Consider the following 17,610-nt stretch of genomic DNA (forward strand, 5'->3'; position numbering starts at 1 on the left):
AGGGCCCGGCTGTTCTGTTCCACGTGCGCGCTCGAATGGGTTGGGACACAACTCCAAGCTATAACCTGGCCGCAGGGCCGTCAAATTGCTTTGCCCGACTGATTGATCAATGGCCTCTATGACGGCCACACGCGGGTTTCAGCCGGTGATCGAAACCGCTTATCACGCCGTAAGATCTTTCGATTGGACGCCCCCGCCCCACGCTCAATAGGCTGGAAAAAAGCATCGAAGCGTGAGGATTCATCGCATGAGCCAGGACGAACACATCAGGGACTACAAAGGCGCCGCCGCCGGCTGGGGTGCGCTCAAAAGCGTGACCAAGAGCTGGCTGGGCAGCGAAAATGCCTTCAAGAACCTGCGGGCCATGCTCAAGACCAACCAGAACGGCGGCTTCGATTGCCCCGGCTGCGCCTGGGGCGAGTCACCGGAAAGCGACATGGTCAAGTTCTGCGAGAACGGCGCCAAGGCAGTCAACTGGGAGGCCACTGGCCGCTCGGTAGACCCGGCGTTCTTTGCCAGGTACAGCGTCAGCGCGCTGAAGGAACAGACCGACTACTGGCTCGAATACCAAGGCCGTCTCACGCACCCAATGCGCTACGACGCCGCCACCGATCACTATGTCGAAACCACCTGGCAAGAGGCCTTCGAGCTGGTCGCTCGGCACTTGCGTGCGTTGCAGTCGCCGGATGAGGCCGAGTTCTACACCTCGGGCCGGGCCAGCAACGAGGCGGCGTTCCTCTATCAGCTGTTCGTGCGCGCCTACGGCACCAACAACTTCCCCGACTGCTCGAACATGTGCCACGAAGCCAGCGGCGCGGGCATGTCGGAAACCCTTGGCGTGGGCAAGGGCACCGTGGTGTTCCACGATCTGGAGCTGGCCGACGCGATCTTCGTCATCGGCCAGAACCCCGGCACCAACCACCCGCGCATGCTCGAACCGTTGCGCGAAGCGGTCAAGCGCGGGGCCCAGGTAGTCTGCTTCAACCCGTTGAAAGAGCGTGGCCTGGAGCGCTTCCAGCACCCGCAGCACCCGTTCGAAATGCTCAGCAACGGCTCTGAGCCGACTTCCAGCGCCTACTTCCGCCCAGCCTTGGGTGGAGACATGGCGGCCATGCGCGGCATCGCCAAGTTCTTGTTGCAGTGGGAGCGCGACGCCCAGGCCAAGGGTGAACCGGCGGTGTTCGACCACGCCTTCATCGCCGAGCACACCAGCGGCGTCGATGACTACCTGGCAGCGGTCGACGCCACCACCTGGGAGCATATCGTCAAGCAATCCGGCCTGACCCTGGCCGAGATCGAGCTGGCCGCGCGCATGTACCGCAAGGCCGAGCGGGTCATCATGTGCTGGGCCATGGGCGTCACCCAGCACCGCCATTCGGTGCCGACCGTGCAGGAAATCGTCAACCTGCAGTTGCTGCGCGGCAACGTCGGCAAGCCCGGTGCCGGCCTGTCGCCGGTGCGTGGCCACAGCAACGTGCAGGGCGACCGCACCATGGGTATTGACGAGAAACCCAAGGCGGCGCTGCTCGATGCCATCGAAAAACGCTTCCAGTTCCGTGTGCCGCGTGCCCACGGGCACAACGCGGTGTTGGCGATCAAGGCCATGGAAGAGGGGCGGGCCAAGGTGTTCGTCGCCCTGGGTGGCAACTTTGCCCAAGCCACCCCCGACACTCCGCGCACCCACGCGGCACTGCAGAACTGTGCGCTGACCGTGCAGATTTCCACCAAGCTCAACCGCTCGCACCTGGTCACCGGCCGCGATGCGCTGATTTTGCCGTGCCTGGGCCGTACCGAAATCGACCTGCAGGCCGAAGGGCCGCAAGGCGTGACCGTGGAAGACACCTTCAGCATGGTGCACATTTCCAACGGCCAATTGCGTCCACGCTCGCCGCACATGCGCTCGGAGCCGTGGATCATTGCCGGCATGGCCAAGGCCACGCTGGGCAACCAGCCGATCGACTGGGAGTATGCGGTGGCCGACTACAACCGCATTCGTGACATGATTGCCGATGTGATCCCTGGTTTCACCGGTTTCAACGAACGCCTCCATAGCCCAGGCGGTTTCCACCTGGGCAACACTGCCGCCGATCGCAACTTCCGCACGGCCACGGGCAAGGCCCGCTTCATGCCCCACGCGCTGCCCGAAGAGTTGGTCAACGCCAAGGTACTGGCCCGTGGTGACAAACCCGACCTGATCCTGCAGACCCTGCGTTCGCATGACCAGTACAACACCACCCTCTATGGCCTGGACGACCGCTACCGCGGGGTGTTCGGCCTGCGTGAAGTGGTGTTCGTCAACGAGGCCGACATCCGCCGCCTAGGCTTCGAGCCGGGCGAGCAGGTGGACCTGGTGTCGCTGTGGGAGGATGGCGTTGAGCGACGGGTGTCGGGCTTTCGCCTGGTGGCGTATGACGTGCCCGAGGGGCAGGCAGCTGCGTACTACCCGGAGACCAACCCGCTGGTGCCGTTGGAAAGTTATGGCGAAGGGACCTACACCCCGACCTCGAAATTTGTGGCGATCAAGGTTGAGAAAGCCAAGGCGGGGAACCGGATTGCGGCGGTGTTGGCAGCGGATTGATGGGTTGCCTGTACCGGCGTATTCGCGGGCTCGCCCGCGAAGAATCCAACGCCGATTCAGGCGCGATGCACGGGGTAAGCCGTGGTGTATTTCATCTGCTCCATGGCAAAGCTGGAGGTGATGTTCGACAACCCATCGGTACGGGTAATCAGCTTTTTGTAGAACCGGTCATACGCCGCGATATCCCCCACCACCACCCGCAGCATGTAGTCCCAATCCCCTGACATGCGGTAGAACTCCATCACTTCTTCGAACCCCGTCACGGTCGCGGCGAACTGCTCCAGCCAGGCGCTGTCGTGGCGCTGGGTCTTGAGCTGGACGAACACGGTAAGCCCCAGCCCGAGCCGTTCGGGGTCGAGCAGGGCGACACGGCCGAGGATGTAGCCGTCTTCCTCCAGGCGCTTGACTCGCTTCCAGCACGGCGTGGTGGACAGGTTGACGGCCTCGGCCAGGTCCTTCAGCGAGATCGAAGCGTCGCGCTGAAGCAGGGTGAGAATGTGCTGGTCGAAACTGTCCATATCGCGCGCTGGCCGTGCAGAAAAATATTTCACAGATTACCCCAAGCCCAGACGATTTGGGTTATGCGATAGTGGCGACTTTCACTCTGCCAATGGGCCTGACCATGTCCGAAAAGCCGCGCAATTTCGCCACCCGCACCATTCACGCCGGCGAGCAGTTCAGCGTCGCCGATAACGCCATTTTCCCGGCCATCGTCACCGCCAGCTCGTTCACCAAGCGCAGCCTGGACGACAAGCCGGAATATTCCTACAGCCGCGTCGGCAACCCGACCCGGCATGCCTACGAAACCTGCGTTGCCGCCCTGGAAGAAGGTGTGGGCGCAGTGGCCTGCGCCTCAGGGGTGAATGCCACCGCGACCGTGCTGGAGCTGCTGCCCAAAGATGCTCATGTGGTGGTGATGAACGGTGTGTACGGTGGCACCTTCCGCATCATGGAAGACTACCGCAGCCGCACTTCGGGCCTGACCACCACCTACGTCGACCTCAACGACCTCGAGGCCGTGGCGGCTGCGATCAAGCCGCAAACCCAACTGATCTGGATCGAATCGCCGACCAACCCGTTGCTGCACCTGGTCGACATCAAGGCGGTATGCGACCTGGCCAAGGCGCGGGGTATTCTGACCTGTATCGACAACACCTTCTGCTCACCGTGGAACCAGCGCCCGATCACCCTGGGCGTGGACCTGGTGATGCACTCGGCCAGCAAATACATCGGCGGCCACTCCGACCTAACGGGTGGTGTGGTGGTGGCAGCCAATGATGCGCTGCTGGCGCGCCTGCGCCGTATCAGCATGGCGATTGGTGCGGTGCAGGGGCCGTTCGACTGCTACCTGGCCCTGCGCGGTCTGAAGACCCTGGATGTACGCATGGAACGCCAATGCGCCAATGCCTTGCAAGTGGCCCGCTTCCTCGAAAGCCACGCGCAGGTCGAGCAGGTGTATTACCCAGGGTTGGAAAGCCACCCACAGCATGCGCTGTGCAAGCGTCAAATGCGCAGTGGCGGTGCGGTGGTGGCGATGAAGGTGAAGGGCGACCGCGCTGCGCTCAACCGCCTGGTGGAGGCACTGCAGATTTTTGTGCTGGCCGACTCGCTGGGTGGGGTGGAGAGCATGATCAACCACTCCTGGAGCATGTCGCACTGCTCGTTGAGCCCTGAGCAGAAAGGGGTGATGGGGATCAGCGAGAACCTGCTGCGGCTGTCGGTGGGGATCGAGGACTACCGCGACCTGGTCGAGGACCTGGATGGGGCGCTGAAAGCGCTGGTTGCTGTGTAAGGGCAACTGGCTTCTTCGCGGGCTTGCCCGCTTCCACAGGTACTCCACAGGTCTTGAGGGCCGTGGTGACTCTGTGGGAGCGGGCGAGCCCGCGAAGAGGCCGGCAGGTTCAATGAATGCCCATCAGGATTTGGGCGGATGAATGATCCGTTCGATCTTGTCCTTGATCAGTAACCTTTCCTTGCGCAGGCGGTTGACGGCCTCGTCGTTGGTGCCGTTGCCTTCGGCGGCGACCACCTCCTTGTCCTTGGCGTTGTACTCCTTGTGCAGTTTGTGTAGGTCGTGGTCCTTGTCTATGAGCGCCTGGAATGCATCAGCGGTAACGTGCAGGTCAGCGAGCAGATCATGCGGAACTGGCATTTCTTCACCTCTGTCAGGGTTGTCGGTAAGGTCCTGACCACTGAGGATAGCTGCCTTTGCGCAGGCTTGTAGCGGCCGCCCAGCCTGAATGGCAGCTGAATGGCTTTCAGGTAATTGATAAAAGACGCGCCTTCACGAAATTGTTACCGACTTTTTCACGAAAAATTGATGACGCGCTTTCTAGAGTTCGCCCAACTTTCCCACGGTGCCAATTGGCCTGGGGGTTGATAATCACTCTTGATTGCGAACACTGATGCTCAACTTCAAATCCCTGCGGACTGAATGGGTCACGCTGCTGGCCAGCCTTTACCTGCTGATCGGCTTCAACATGTTCCTTTGGGGGCATCTGCAAGAGATTGTGCCCGCCGGCCTGTCGGGGCTCTGGCTGAGCCTGGCGTTTGCCGTGCTGATGCTGTTCGCTTTCAATCTAATCCTCACGTTGTTTGCCTTCCGCTATGTATTGAAGCCGGTACTTATCGTGTTGTTCATGAGTGGCGCGGGTGTGGCTTACTTCATGAATCAGTACGGCGTACTTATTGACTCTGGCATGTTCCGTAATATGGCCGAGACCAATGTTGCGGAAGTGCGCGACCTGATGTCGTTCAAGTTTGCCGCCTATATTCTGCTGCTGGGCGTACTGCCTTCGGTTCTGTTGTGGAAAGCGCCGATCGCCTACCGTGCCTGGCACCGCGAGCTGCTGGGCAAGCTGGTGGTCAGCGGTGCCTGTGTGGTGGCCCTCGGCTCGGTAGCGTTGGTCAATTATCAAGGGTTGTCGTCGCTGTTTCGCAATCACCATGAACTGCGCCTGATGCTGACCCCAAGCAATATCGTCGGGGCCTCCATTGGTTATGTCAGCGAGCGTGTCGGTACCGCCTCGCGCCCGTTCCAGAATTATGGCGAAGATGCCAAGCGTGATGCAGCCTGGCAAAAACATGAGCGCAAGTCGCTGACCGTGCTGGTGGTTGGGGAAAGTGCCCGGGCAGACCATTTCGGTGTGCTGGGCTACGACCGCGACACCACGCCGAACCTCGCCAAGCAACAGGGCCTGCTGGCGTTTTCCGACGTGCACTCGTGCGGTACGGAAACGGCGGTCTCGGTGCCGTGCATGTTCTCTGGCATGACGCGCAAGGACTACGATGCCCGCGTGGCCAAGAACCGCGAAGGGCTGCTGGATATCCTCCAGCGTGCCGGCCTGGCCGTGCAGTGGCGTGACAACCAGTCGGGTTGCAAGGGTACCTGCGACCGGGTGCAGTTCATCGATGTCAGCAACCTCAAGGACCCGCAACTGTGTGCCAATGGCGAATGCCATGACCAAATCCTGCTGCAGGGCCTGGACGAGCTGATCGACAACCTCGACAAGGACACCGTGCTGGTGCTGCACCAGATGGGCAGCCACGGCCCCGAGTATTTCAAGCGCTACCCCAGTGGCGAAGAACGCTTCACCCCGGTGTGCCAGAGCAACGCGCTGAACCAGTGCAGCGAGCAGGAAATCATCAATGGCTACGACAACACCCTGGCCTATACCGACAAGGTGCTGGCCTCACTGATCGACACCCTGCGCAGCAAGCAGGACAAGGTCGACACGGCGATGATCTACCTGTCCGACCATGGCGAGTCGCTGGGTGAGTACAACCTGTTCCTGCACGGCACGCCGTACGCCATTGCCCCTGAGCAGCAGAAGCACGTACCGCTGCTGACCTGGTTCTCCGACAGCTACAAGGAAGACTTTGGCATCGATACCGACTGCCTGGCCAAGCTCAGCGATGCCCCGCTGTCGCAGGACAACCTGTTCCATTCGATGCTCGGCCTGTTGCAGGTGCGCACCGAGGTCTACCGGCAGTCGCTGGACATGTTCGCCAGTTGCCGGCCTTGGCTGGCGGCCAAGCGCTGAAACGAAGCGCGCTTTCCGTGGGCGCGGGCGTGCCCGCCCCCACATAACTGCACCACTGATCGATATCAAGGATGGCCCGGGTTTCACCAGCAGTGCCCGCGCCGTATATACTGCGCGCCAATGTTAGTGGGAGAGCCTTGTGGCCATCGAAATTCACTGGATCCGTGACGACCAGAGCCTGGCCGAACACTGCCGCGACTGGCACCAACTGCCCTTCGTCGCCGTCGATACCGAATTCATGCGGGTCGACACCTTCTACCCTAAAGCCGGGCTGATCCAGATCGGCGACGGCCAGCGGGCCTTTTTGATCGATCCATTGCTGATCGGTGACTGGCAACCTTTGGCCGACTTGCTGGAAGACAGCGGTGTGGTCAAGGTGCTGCACGCCTGCAGCGAAGACCTCGAAGTGCTGTTGCGCCTGACCGGCAAGCTGCCCCAACCACTGTTCGACACGCAGTTGGCCGCCGGTTACCTGAACCTGGGCTTCTCCATGGGCTATTCGCGCCTGGTGCAGGACGTGCTGGGCATCGAACTGCCCAAGGGTGAAACCCGCTCCGACTGGCTGCAACGCCCGCTCTCGGAAACCCAGGTCAGCTACGCTGCCGAAGATGCCGTGCACCTTGCCGAATTGTTCACCGAGCTGCGCCCGCGTTTGAGCGACGACAAGTACACCTGGGTGCTGGAAGACGGCGCCGAGCTGGTGGCCGCGTTGCGCCGTGAAGTCGAGCCCGAAACCCTGTATCGCGACGTGAAACTGGCCTGGAAGCTGGCGCCTCAGCAACTGGCCGTGCTGCGTGAGCTGTGCGCCTGGCGCGAGCGCGAAGCACGCCACCGCGACGTGCCGCGTAACCGCATCCTCAAAGAGCACTCGCTGTGGCCCATGGCCAAGAGCCAGCCAAACAACCTGTCGGCGTTGGCCAAGATCGACGAGATGCACCCGCGCACCATTCGTCAGGACGGAGAGTTTCTCATCCAGCTGATCAAGCGCGCCGCCAGCCTGCCCGCCGAACAATGGCCGCAGGTGTTGCCCGAGCCGCTGCCGATCGAAGCCGCTGGCATCCTCAAACAGCTGCGTGCCATCGGCCAGGCCGAAGGCGAGCGCCTGGGGATTGCCCCTGAGCTGATGCTGCGCAAGAAAACCCTGGAGGCGCTGCTCAAGAGCGGTTACCCCCATGGTCCTTATCAACTGCCCGATTCGCTGCGCGGCTGGCGCCGTGAGCGTATGGGCCAGGCCCTGCTGGACAACCTTGCAGGTGCCGGAGAGATTCGATGAAACGCATTTGCTCGATCTACAAGAGCCCACGCAAGAACGAAATGTACCTGTACGTGCTCAAGGCTGACGGCCTGGAGCGCGTGCCCGAAGGCCTGCTGCCGTTCTTCGGCACCCCGATGCACGCGTTCGACCTGGTGCTCAGCCCTGAGCGCAAGCTGGCCCGCGAGGACATCACCAAGGTGCTGGAAAACCTCGACAACCAGGGCTACCACCTGCAGATGCCGCCGGCGGAAGACGAGTATATCGAGCACCTGCCCGAAGAGCTGCTGCGCCGTAACGACCCGGTCTGATCATGCGTGTACTGATTGCCGAGCATGATCATGCTCGATACGCCGAGCTGTTGCGCGCAGCCGCACCTGAAGTGGAAGTCTTGACCAGCGGCGACTCTGCCGAACTGGCCCGCCTGGCGCCTCAGTGCCCGGTGTGGCTGGGCCAGCCGGACCTGCTGGCAAGCCTGCTGCGCCAGGGCCACAAACCGGGCTGGATGCAGTCGACCTGGGCCGGTATCACGCCGTTGCTGGCCGATGGCCTGCCGCGTGATTACCGCCTGACCCGTGCAGTGGGCATCTTCGGCCAAGTGATGGCCGAATACATGCTCACCTACATGCTTGGCCACGAGCGCGAGGTGCTGTCGCGCCTGGTCAGCCAGGTCGAGCGGCGTTGGGATGACCGCCCGGGGCGCAGCCTGGAAGGGCGCAAGGTGCTGGTTGTCGGCACAGGCGACATTGGCCAGCGTGTGGCCGAGTTTCTGCAGCCGTTTGGCGTGGTGCTGTACGGGGTTGCCAGCAGCGCCCGTGAACAGGCGCCGTTCGTCGAGGTGGCGGCGCTGGCCGACCTGCCGCGCATGGTTGCCCAGGTCGACTACGTGCTCAACCTGCTGCCGGACACGCCGGCCACTCATGACCTGTACGACGCGGCGCTGTTCAAGTGCTTCCAGCCCTCGGCCTTGTTCATCAATGCCGGGCGCGGGGTGGCGGTGGTCGATGCCGACCTGGTAGAGGCGTTGAAGGAAGGCCATCTCGCCGGTGCGGTGATCGATGTCTGCCGGCAGGAGCCGTTGCCCAAGCAGCACCCGTTCTGGACCGCATGGGGCTTGCTGCTCACCGGGCACAGCTCGGCACCCACCTCGCCTGCGGCGATGGTGCGGTTGTTTGTCGAGAATGCACGGGCTTATGAAGCGGGGCAGGGGCTGCGTGGCGAAGTGGACTTCGCTCGAGGCTACTGAATTCTGTTGTCTGTACCGTCCTTTTCGCAGCACACGGCCGGTACAGCCAACACCTAGCTTACAGGCTGAAATCGCCCTCGGCCGCCAGCTCGCTCAACGGCTTGCGTGGGCTCGGTACTTCACGCGCCTGCAGCGCCTCGTCCAGGCTGGCCTTGTCACCCAGCTTGCCGATCGCCACCATGGCATGCAGCACATAGCCTTCAGGAATCTTCAGTTCCTGACGCGCCAGGTCCTGGTCGAAGCCGGCCATGCCATGGGTATGCCAGCCGCTGATGCTGGCTTGCAGCGCCAGGTGCCCCCAGGCGGAGCCGGTGTCGAAGGTGTGCCACAGCGCCGGTTTTTCTTCCGTAGCGCCTGGGGCCGCGAACGTGGTCTTGGAAATGACCAGCACCAGTGCCGACGCCTGTTGCGCCCAGCTACGGTTGAACGGCACCAGCAGGCTCAGGTAGCGCTCCCAGCTCGGCGTGTCACGGCGGGCATAAAGGAAGCGCCAAGGCTGCGAGTTGTACGCCGACGGTGCCCAACGGGCGGCTTCAAGGAAGCTCAGCAGGGTTTCTTCGCTGATCGGCTCGGCGGTAAAGGCGCGTGGCGACCAGCGGTTGATGAACTGCTCGTTGATGGCGTAATCGGCAATGCGGGGGTTGGCGCTCATGGCGGCTCCTGCAAACGGACGGGAAAAGCGCACGCTACTGCGTCCCGTCGCGACTGACAAGCGGTCTGGCTTTGCCGAAGGCCAGGCTCTAGACTGGCGCCGCCGCGCGCCGTGGCCCCAAGATGAATGCAGGAACCCCGTGTGATGATCGCTGAAAACGCGCCGTTCTGGCGGCGCAAGACCCTCGAACAACTCAGCCCGCAAGAGTGGGAGGCGCTGTGTGACGGCTGCGGCCTGTGCTGCCTGCAAAAGCTCGAGGACGAAGACGACAACAGCGTCTATTACACGCGCATCGCCTGCAAGCTGCTGGACCTTGATTCCTGCCAGTGCAGCGACTACCCCAACCGCTTCGCCCAGGTGCCGGACTGCATCCAGCTCACCCCAGGCAAGGCCGACCAGTTCAAGTGGCTGCCGAGTACCTGCGGCTACCGCCTGGTCAGTGAGGGCAAGGACCTGCCAGCCTGGCATCACCTGGTTTGCGGCGATCGTCAACAGGTTCATGAACAGCGCATTTCCCAGTCGGGGCGTATGCTCAGGGAGCAGGATGTGCACGAAGACGACTGGGAAGACCACCTGATCTTCCGCGCCAGCTGACCGGCGCGGCCCGCTGCCACGGGGAAACAAGGAGTTTCTGTATGCGTTGCCAGCTGTTCTTGCTGTTGGGCCTGATGGCCAGTTCGCCAGCCTGGGCGAAAAAAGTCGACCTCGACTACCAGGTGCGCCTGCTGCCTGCCAGTGGTCAGGCGCAAGTCCGCGTGACACTGGCCGAAGGCAGCGCCGTGCGCAGCCTGGACTTCGACCTGGGCAAGGCTGGCGCCTACAGCGGCTTCCAGGCAGATGGCCAATGGCAACTCAAGGGCCAGCGTGGTGTGTGGCAGCCGGCGGCGGGCAAGACCAGCCTCAGCTACCGCGTGCAGTTGGACCAGAAACTGACCAGTGGCGCTTATTCATCGCGCATTACCCCGCATTGGGCGCTGTTTCTCGGCGATCAGCTGATACCGCCTGCGCGTCTCGATCAGCAGGATGGCACGGAGCTTGTGGCGCGCCTGGCTTTCGACCTGCCCGAAGGGTGGAAAAGCATCGAAACCTCATGGCCGCGTATTGGCAAGGACAAATTCCGCATCGACAACGTTTCGCGCCTGTTCGATCGCCCGACCGGCTGGATGCTGGCCGGTGACCTGGGCAGCCGCCGTGCCCGCCTGGGCGATACCGAAGTGACCGTTGCCGCGCCGGTGGGGCAGGGCATGCGGCGTATGGACAGCCTGACCTTGCTCACATTCGTCTGGCCGCAATTGCAGGCAGTGTTCCCGCGCAATCCGCCAAAGCTGCTGCTGGTGGGGGCGCGTGACGGCATGTGGCGTGGGGCGATGGCGGCCCAGGGTTCGCTGTACCTGCACAGTGCTCGGCCGATGGTCAGCGAGAATGGCAGCAGCCCGTTGCTGCGCGAAGTGGTGCAGCTGTTTGCGCAGATTCATGGGCGCGACGGCAATGACTGGTTGGTAGAGAGCCTGACCGATTACTACGCCAGCGAGTTGCTGCGCCGTTCCGGTGGTGTAAGCGATGACCGTTACCAGGCCTGGCAGGCCCGCCTGAGCAAGCAAGGCGCCAAGGTCACCCGGCTCAAGGGCGAGCGCGCAAGCCCGGCCCAGGTGGCCCGTGGGGTGATCTTGCTTCAGGCACTGGACAAGGAAATCCGCATTCACACCCAGGCCAAGCGCTCGCTGGACGATGTGGTGCGCGGGTTGATGCGCCTGCCCAGCGTCAGTACCGAGGACTTCGTGCAGATCAGCGAGAATGTGCTGGGCCGGCGTTCCGAGGTGTTGCAGAGCAAGGCGTTGCGCTAGGCACTTTTGTTACCTGTACCGAGCTCTTCACGGGCCTGCCCGCGAAGAGGTCGGTACAGGTAAAGCAGATTCAGCTGTCGGCCAACGGATCCTTCCCGGTTACCGTCACCCCTCTGGTCGCCGCCCTGGCACTGGCCTTCAACACCTCCAGCTCTGCCGCGCTGCGCGCTATATCCGAACGCAACCGGTGGTATTCCTGCCGATGCCGCTGCCACCAGGCCTTGGTTGAGCAGTGCCCGCTGACGCCGCGTGCTACCGCAATGCCGCCCACCACCATTTGCAGCAAGCCGACCAGGCCACCATGGCGCAGCCCCTTGCTGAACATCAGCGCTCCGCCGGCCAGTGAGCTGACCCGTTCCAGGCCATGAACATTGTGCTGCGACGTCGCAGCAGAGTGGATATCGAGCATGGCAAGACCTCCGTGTGAAATGTCTGCAGGTGACCTGCAGGAAGTCGCCGGCGTTCAATCGGGGCGCCCGGCGGTGGCAATGTCATCTATGGTCAACTCCGTGGCGGATCCAGGCAACTTGACCGCCCCCTTGCTGGCGTACCGTGACCGGGCGCGAAGCTCATCCACGCTGGGTTTCGATCCAGGAGCTTCACGTCCCCCCACAAAGAAAACAAAAGCAGGGATCAGGATGACAATGACAAGCGCGAGTGGCGCCGGCAATCAGCTGGCGCAAGGCTTCAAGCAACGCCATGTGACCATGCTCTCCATCGCCGGGGTGATCGGTGCCGGGTTGTTCATCGGCTCCGGGCACGCCATCGCCGCGGCCGGCCCCTCGGCCATCGTCGCCTACGCCTTGGCAGGTGCATTGGTGGTACTGGTGATGCGCATGCTCGGGGAAATGGCAGTCGCCAGCCCCGATACCGGCTCGTTCTCCACCTACGCCGACCGCGCCATCGGCCGCTGGGCCGGCTTTACCATCGGCTGGCTGTACTGGTGGTTCTGGGTGCTGGTGATTCCCATCGAAGCCATCGCCGCTGGCGTGGTGCTCAACAACTGGTTCCCGCACATCGATGCCTGGTTCTTTGCCCTGAGCATGACCGTGCTGCTGACCGCGACCAACCTGTTCAGTGTGGCCAAGTACGGCGAATTCGAATTCTGGTTCGCCATGCTCAAGGTCATTGCCATCGTCGCGTTCATCGCCCTGGGGGCAGCGGCGCTGGCCGGTGTGTTGCCAGGGCGTGAAGTCAGTGGGCTGCCACGGTTGCTGGAGCAGCAGGGCGGGTTTATGCCCAATGGCTGGACGGCGATTATCGGCGCCTTGCTGACCACCATGTTCAGTTACCTGGGTACCGAGGCGGTGACCATTGCCGCCTCCGAATCGAAAGACCCGGCACGCAACATCGCCAAGGCTACCCGTTCGGTCATCTGGCGCATCAGCGTGTTCTACCTGCTTTCGATCTTCGTGATCATCTCGGTGGTGCCATGGAACGACCCGCTGCTGCCCGTGCAGGGCTCCTACCAGCGAGCGCTGGAAATCATGAGCATCCCCTACGCCAAGCAGTTGGTGGACATCGTCGTGCTGGTGGCGGTGGCCAGCTGCCTGAACTCGTCGATCTACATCTCGTCGCGGATGCTCTACTCGCTGAGCAAGCGTGGCGATGCACCGGGCTTCATCCAGCGCACCTCGAAGGTTGGCGTACCGCGTGCGGCGGTGATTGGCAGTACGCTGATCGGCATGTTGGCGACCATCGTCAACTACTTTGCCCCGGCTGAGGTGTTCGCCTTCCTGCTGGCCAGCTCCGGTTCGATTGCCTTGCTGGTGTATCTGGCGATTGCGTGCTCGCAACTGCGCATGCGCGCGATCCTGCAGCGGCAGAATGTCGAGATCGCTTTCCGTATGTGGCTGTACCCGTGGCTGACCTATGCAGTCATCGGCTTCATCATCTTTGCCCTGGGCACCATGTTTGTCATGCCAAGCACCGCATGGAGGTGTCGCTGACTCTGGCACTGGCGCTGGTGATTCTGGTGCTGGGGGTGGTTACCAGCAAACGGCATGCGCGGCGGGAGGCCTTGGCAACCGCGTAACGGGAAATGTGACTGGAAGGGAGCCACCTGCTTGCAGGTGGCTTTTTTGTTTGTAGCGGCGAAGAGGCCGGCACATTGTGCGCACTTGTCTTGTCTGGAGAGTTTTTTGTCCGGTTTGGCAATGCAGCCTCAAGGGTGTTTAATCTCCCCCGGAAACCCGCTGGAACCCTTATAAACAAAGGCTCAGACAGATTTCGCCGTTCATCGAAAATGCTGTAGACACATTGTCTAACAGTACCCTATAGTCGTTATACAAATAGTAGACACAGCGCTATGACAACAAAGAAGGCCGCCATGAAAGCCACCGTCCAACCACTCGCTGCAGAAGTGCCGCAGGACCGCAAAGCCGTCCTCGCCGAAGCGCTGCGTCGCCGGATCCTGAGCATGGAACTGGCCCCGGGCGCCGTGGTGGATGAATTGGCCCTGTGCGACGAATTTGGCCTGTCGCGCCCCCCTGTGCGCGAGTTGCTGCGCCAGATTGCCGCCGAAGGCTACATCGAACTGGAAGCCAACCGCGCGCCACGCGTCGCCGCCATGAACCACGAGTCGCTGCACAGCTTTTACGTTGCCGCCCCGCTTATCTACGTGGCCACTACCCAGCTGGCCGCCACCTATGCCAGCGCTGAAGAAATCGCAGTGCTCAAGGCTATCCAGGCCCAATTCCGCCAGGCCATCGAAGAGCGCGACGTGGAAAACCGCGTGCTTTACAACGACGCCTTCCACCTGGAAATCGGCAAGATGGCGCACAACGATTACCTGATGCCAAGCCTGCGCCGCCTGCTGATCGACCACACCCGCTTGGGCAAGATCTTCTATCGCCACCCGACCACCGACGACATGCAGCGCGACCTCGAGCTGGCGTGTGAACAGCACGAACAAATGATCCAGGCCATCGAGCGCCGCGACCCGCAAGCCGCAGGCCAGCTGGTGCGTGAGCACTTCGAGCTGTCGCGCCGGCGCATGGCGGAGTACGCCGCGCCGCAAGGGCTGGATGTGCCGATTCAGATTTGAGTTACACAGGTAAGCCCCGCCGGTGCTGACCATTCGACGACTACAAGAACCAGGTTTGTGACATGACAAGAATAAGTTCGTTACCCGCCGATGATGCCACCTGTGGCTGGTATCACCTGAGCAAGCCCCGCACGCCAAGGCCGGCCCACAAGGGCCACAGCCAGACGCGCTGGGTGGTGGTCGGCGCCGGTTTCACCGGCCTGGCTGCCGCGCGGCAGCTGGCAACGAACTTTCCGCATGACGAGATCATACTGGTCGAGGCTCAGGAGGTCGGTTATGGCACCTCCGGGCGCAATGCCGGCTTTGCCATCGACCTGCCGCACGATATCGGCGCCGAGGACTACATTGGCGACATCGCTATCGCCAAGACCGTGCTCAAGCTCAACCTGGGTGGCCAGCAGTACCTCAAGGACCTGATCGAGCGTTACGCCATCGAGTGCCAGTTCCGCCACTGCGGCAAGTACCAGGCGGCCATCGAAGGCCGCGGCATTGCCGTGCTGGATGCCTACCGCCGGGGCCTGGACAAACTGGGGCAACCCTACGAAGTGATCGAGGGGCGCGACCTGCCTGAGCACATCGGCACGGATTTCTACCGCAAGGGCCTGTTTACGCCCGGCACTGCCTTGCTGCAACCATCGTCGTTGGTCAAAGGCCTCGCCGACAGCCTGCCGTCCAACGTCTCGTTGTACGAGCACACCCCGATCACCGACGTCGAGTACGGCGACAAGGTGGTGCTGCGCCACGCCCACGGTTCGATCACCGCCGACAAGCTGGTGCTCACCACCAACGCCTTCGGCATGAGCTTCGGCTTCCTCAAGGGCCGCATGCTGCCGGTGTTCACCTACGGCAGCATCACCCGGCCGCTGACCGAGGACGAACAGGCACGTCTTGGCGGCAAGCCCTACTGGGGCGTGATCCCGGCCGACCCGTTCGGCACCACCATGCGCCGCACCGTCGACAACCGCCTGTTGATCCGCAACAGCTTCAGCTACAACCCCGACGGGCGCAGTAACGGCAAATACCTGGAGCGCTTCGTCCAGCGCCACCGCGAATCGTTCGCCCGGCGCTTCCCGATGTTGCCCGATGTGAACTTCGAATATACCTGGGGCGGTGCACTGGCATTATCGCGCAACCACATGGGCTTCTTTGGCAAGTTGGGGCCCAATGTTGTAGGTGCACTGTGCTGCAACGGCCTGGGGGTTACACGTGGCACCGTTACCGGCAAATTGCTGGCCGACTGGCTGGCTGGCGACAAGCACGAGCTGATCGAGTTTTTGCTCAATGCCCCCGGGCCCTCTGCAAACCCGCCGCAACCTCTGGTTTCCCTGGGGCTGAACGCCAACCTCATGTGGGGGCAGTTCCGCGCTGGCAAAGAAAGCTGATCGTCAGCTGAGTTAGGCCAATAGAACATTTACGTCAGCATTGGTTGGCCGGCACGGGCGCGGCTTGCCCGAATTTGATGATCGAGATGCGCAGTTCGATCACCCGGGGCTGAAGGCGGTTTTCAGTTTCGCGGACGCGCTCGCCTTGCAAATGTGCATGTAGCAGAAATGGTAGGAACAATAATGACAAGTCCGAATGTTTCGATTGAAGATGTACCGATCAACAACTTCCACCAGTGGCTGACCCTGCGCTCCGGTGGCGGCTCGTTCGTCGACGGCTATGTACTGAGCATCATCGGCGTGGCCATGGTGCAGATGTCCGCAGGGCTCAACCTGACCAGTTTCTGGCAGGGCATGATCGCCGCCTCGGCGTTGATCGGCATTTTCTTCGGTGGTTTCTTCGGCGGTTGGCTGACCGACCGCTTCGGCCGCAAGCGCGTGTTCTTCGTTGGCCCGACCTTGTTCATCCTGGCTTCGGTCGCGCAGTTCTGGGTCGAGTCGGCGCTGGTATTGTTCCTGCTGCGGTTCGCCATCGGTATTGCCGTGGGTATCGAATATCCGGTCGCCACGTCGCTGCTGGTGGAGTTTCTGCCCAGGAAGAACCGTGGCCCGCGCCTGGCTACCCTGACGGTGTTGTGGTTTGCCGGCGCCGCCACTGCCTATCTGGCGGGTGAGGCCATCCTTCGCCACGGCGGCGACGATGCCTGGCGCCTGGTGCTGGCCAGCGCCGCAGTGATCGGTGCGCTGCTGTTCGCCATCCGCCTGGGTACTCCCGAATCGCCACGCTGGCTGATCAGCAAGGGCCGCTCGGCCGAGGCCGATGAGGTGATCAAGCGCGTCTACGGCCAGGGGTTTTCGCTGAGCAACCTGCCGGAAGAGCCCAAGACCCGCAAACTGTCGTTCCTCAGCCTGCTGCACTCCGGCTATGGCAAGCGCATGTTGTTCGTCACCATGTTCTGGACCTGCTCGGTGATCCCTGTGTTTGCGGTGTACGCATTCGCCCCGAAAGTGCTGGGCGCGCTGAACCTCAAAGGTGACTGGGCATCGATCGGCTCCATTGCAATCACCTTCCTCTTCGTGGTCGGCTGTATTGTGGGCACCCGCCTGCTCAACACCATCGGCCGGCGCACCACGCTGTTGCACAGCTTCTTCTGGTCGGGGTTGGCGCTGCTGGGCCTGGGTGCCTTCAGCAACGGCAACGAGATGCTCATCCTGGTGCTGTTTGGTGCCTATGCCTTGTTCATCGGTGGCGCCCAGGTGCTGCAGCTGGTGTACCCCAACGAATTGTTCCCCACCGAAATCCGTGCCGGCGCCGTGGGCGTGGGCACCTCCATGTCGCGGGTCGGTGCCGCCGTCGGCACCTGGCTGGTGCCCATCGCCCTCGATAGCTACGGCATCGGCGCCACCATGTACGCCGCCGCAGCCGTGACCTTCGTCGGCCTGGCTTTCTCGGTTGCCCTGGCCCCGGAAACCCGCTCGCTGAACCTGCAACAAGCGGCTTCGCTGAGCTGAAACCCTACAACCCGCCGCAGCGTCTTTGCGTTGCGGCCTTCACAACACTGAGCAA

General features: G+C 62.3%; 15 protein-coding genes and 1 pseudogene. 12 read left to right on the top strand and 4 right to left on the bottom strand.

The window, feature by feature from the left end:
• Nucleotides 1-247 precede the first annotated feature (247 nt).
• Nucleotides 248-2,578 (top strand): FdhF/YdeP family oxidoreductase, encoded by a 2,331-nt coding sequence (locus APH35_RS14225; protein ID WP_060494333.1) that lies wholly within the window; start codon nt 248-250, stop codon nt 2,576-2,578.
• A 56-nt stretch (nt 2,579-2,634) separates the two neighbouring features.
• Here APH35_RS14225 and APH35_RS14230 read toward each other — a convergent pair whose 3' ends face one another.
• Nucleotides 2,635-3,096, bottom strand: coding sequence for an Lrp/AsnC family transcriptional regulator (locus APH35_RS14230; RefSeq protein ID WP_060515007.1), 462 nt, complete (start codon nt 3,094-3,096; stop codon nt 2,635-2,637).
• Nucleotides 3,097-3,188: 92 nt separating this feature from the next.
• Between APH35_RS14230 and APH35_RS14235 the strand changes: the two genes are divergently transcribed.
• Nucleotides 3,189-4,370 carry a trans-sulfuration enzyme family protein gene (locus tag APH35_RS14235; RefSeq protein WP_012273696.1) on the top strand — a complete coding sequence of 394 codons (1,182 nt, stop codon included), beginning with the start codon at nt 3,189-3,191 and terminating at the stop codon, nt 4,368-4,370.
• Between the two features lie 123 nt (nt 4,371-4,493).
• Here APH35_RS14235 and APH35_RS14240 read toward each other — a convergent pair whose 3' ends face one another.
• Nucleotides 4,494-4,730: a YdcH family protein gene (locus APH35_RS14240; protein WP_012273695.1), complete on the bottom strand. Its 237-nt coding sequence runs from the start codon at nt 4,728-4,730 to the stop codon at nt 4,494-4,496.
• Between the two features lie 253 nt (nt 4,731-4,983).
• Here APH35_RS14240 and APH35_RS14245 point away from each other — a divergent pair, with 253 nt between their 5' ends.
• From APH35_RS14245 to APH35_RS14260, 4 genes are all read left to right on the top strand, one after another.
• Nucleotides 4,984-6,621, top strand: a complete 1,638-nt coding sequence (locus APH35_RS14245; RefSeq protein WP_012273694.1) for a phosphoethanolamine transferase — start codon at nt 4,984-4,986, stop codon at nt 6,619-6,621.
• 139 nt (nt 6,622-6,760) lie between these two features.
• Complete coding sequence (gene rnd, locus APH35_RS14250; protein WP_012273693.1) at nt 6,761-7,894, top strand: ribonuclease D; 1,134 nt, start codon at nt 6,761-6,763, stop codon at nt 7,892-7,894.
• Nucleotides 7,891-8,184, top strand: a complete 294-nt coding sequence (locus APH35_RS14255; protein ID WP_012273692.1) for a YcgL domain-containing protein — start codon at nt 7,891-7,893, stop codon at nt 8,182-8,184. Before rnd ends, APH35_RS14255 begins: the two co-directional genes overlap by 4 nt.
• Before the next feature lie 2 nt (nt 8,185-8,186).
• Nucleotides 8,187-9,119: a D-2-hydroxyacid dehydrogenase gene (locus APH35_RS14260; RefSeq protein ID WP_012273691.1), complete on the top strand. Its 933-nt coding sequence runs from the start codon at nt 8,187-8,189 to the stop codon at nt 9,117-9,119.
• A 58-nt stretch (nt 9,120-9,177) separates the two neighbouring features.
• Here APH35_RS14260 and APH35_RS14265 read toward each other — a convergent pair whose 3' ends face one another.
• A complete protein-coding gene (locus tag APH35_RS14265; RefSeq protein WP_012273690.1) occupies nt 9,178-9,771 on the bottom strand; it encodes a nitroreductase family protein in 594 nt (197 codons plus the stop codon).
• A gap of 144 nt (nt 9,772-9,915) precedes the next feature.
• Here APH35_RS14265 and APH35_RS14270 point away from each other — a divergent pair, with 144 nt between their 5' ends.
• On the top strand, nt 9,916-10,365 hold the full coding sequence (locus APH35_RS14270; protein WP_041166560.1) for a YcgN family cysteine cluster protein: 450 nt from the start codon (nt 9,916-9,918) through the stop codon (nt 10,363-10,365).
• 41 nt (nt 10,366-10,406) lie between these two features.
• Nucleotides 10,407-11,615, top strand: coding sequence for a hypothetical protein (locus tag APH35_RS14275; protein WP_060515008.1), 1,209 nt, complete (start codon nt 10,407-10,409; stop codon nt 11,613-11,615).
• Between the two features lie 70 nt (nt 11,616-11,685).
• On the opposite strand, the gene APH35_RS14280 is transcribed toward APH35_RS14275, so the two are convergent.
• Nucleotides 11,686-12,024 (bottom strand): YgaP-like transmembrane domain, encoded by a 339-nt coding sequence (locus tag APH35_RS14280; protein WP_060494329.1) that lies wholly within the window; start codon nt 12,022-12,024, stop codon nt 11,686-11,688.
• 229 nt (nt 12,025-12,253) lie between these two features.
• On the opposite strand from APH35_RS14280, the pseudogene gabP reads away from it, so the two are divergent.
• The 4 genes and pseudogenes from gabP to APH35_RS14300 all read left to right on the top strand — a co-directional run bounded on the left by gabP (nt 12,254) and on the right by APH35_RS14300 (nt 17,555).
• A pseudogene (gene gabP, locus APH35_RS14285) lies at nt 12,254-13,650 on the top strand (GABA permease).
• A 294-nt stretch (nt 13,651-13,944) separates the two neighbouring features.
• Nucleotides 13,945-14,661, top strand: coding sequence for a GntR family transcriptional regulator (locus tag APH35_RS14290; RefSeq protein WP_012273685.1), 717 nt, complete (start codon nt 13,945-13,947; stop codon nt 14,659-14,661).
• Between the two features lie 62 nt (nt 14,662-14,723).
• Nucleotides 14,724-16,043: an NAD(P)/FAD-dependent oxidoreductase gene (locus tag APH35_RS14295; RefSeq protein ID WP_060515009.1), complete on the top strand. Its 1,320-nt coding sequence runs from the start codon at nt 14,724-14,726 to the stop codon at nt 16,041-16,043.
• 183 nt (nt 16,044-16,226) lie between these two features.
• Nucleotides 16,227-17,555, top strand: a complete 1,329-nt coding sequence (locus APH35_RS14300; RefSeq protein ID WP_060494512.1) for an MFS transporter — start codon at nt 16,227-16,229, stop codon at nt 17,553-17,555.
• Nucleotides 17,556-17,610 lie beyond the last annotated feature (55 nt).

The organism is Pseudomonas sp. NBRC 111132 (assembly GCF_001320565.1).
Classification (GTDB): domain Bacteria; phylum Pseudomonadota; class Gammaproteobacteria; order Pseudomonadales; family Pseudomonadaceae; genus Aquipseudomonas; species Aquipseudomonas putida_P.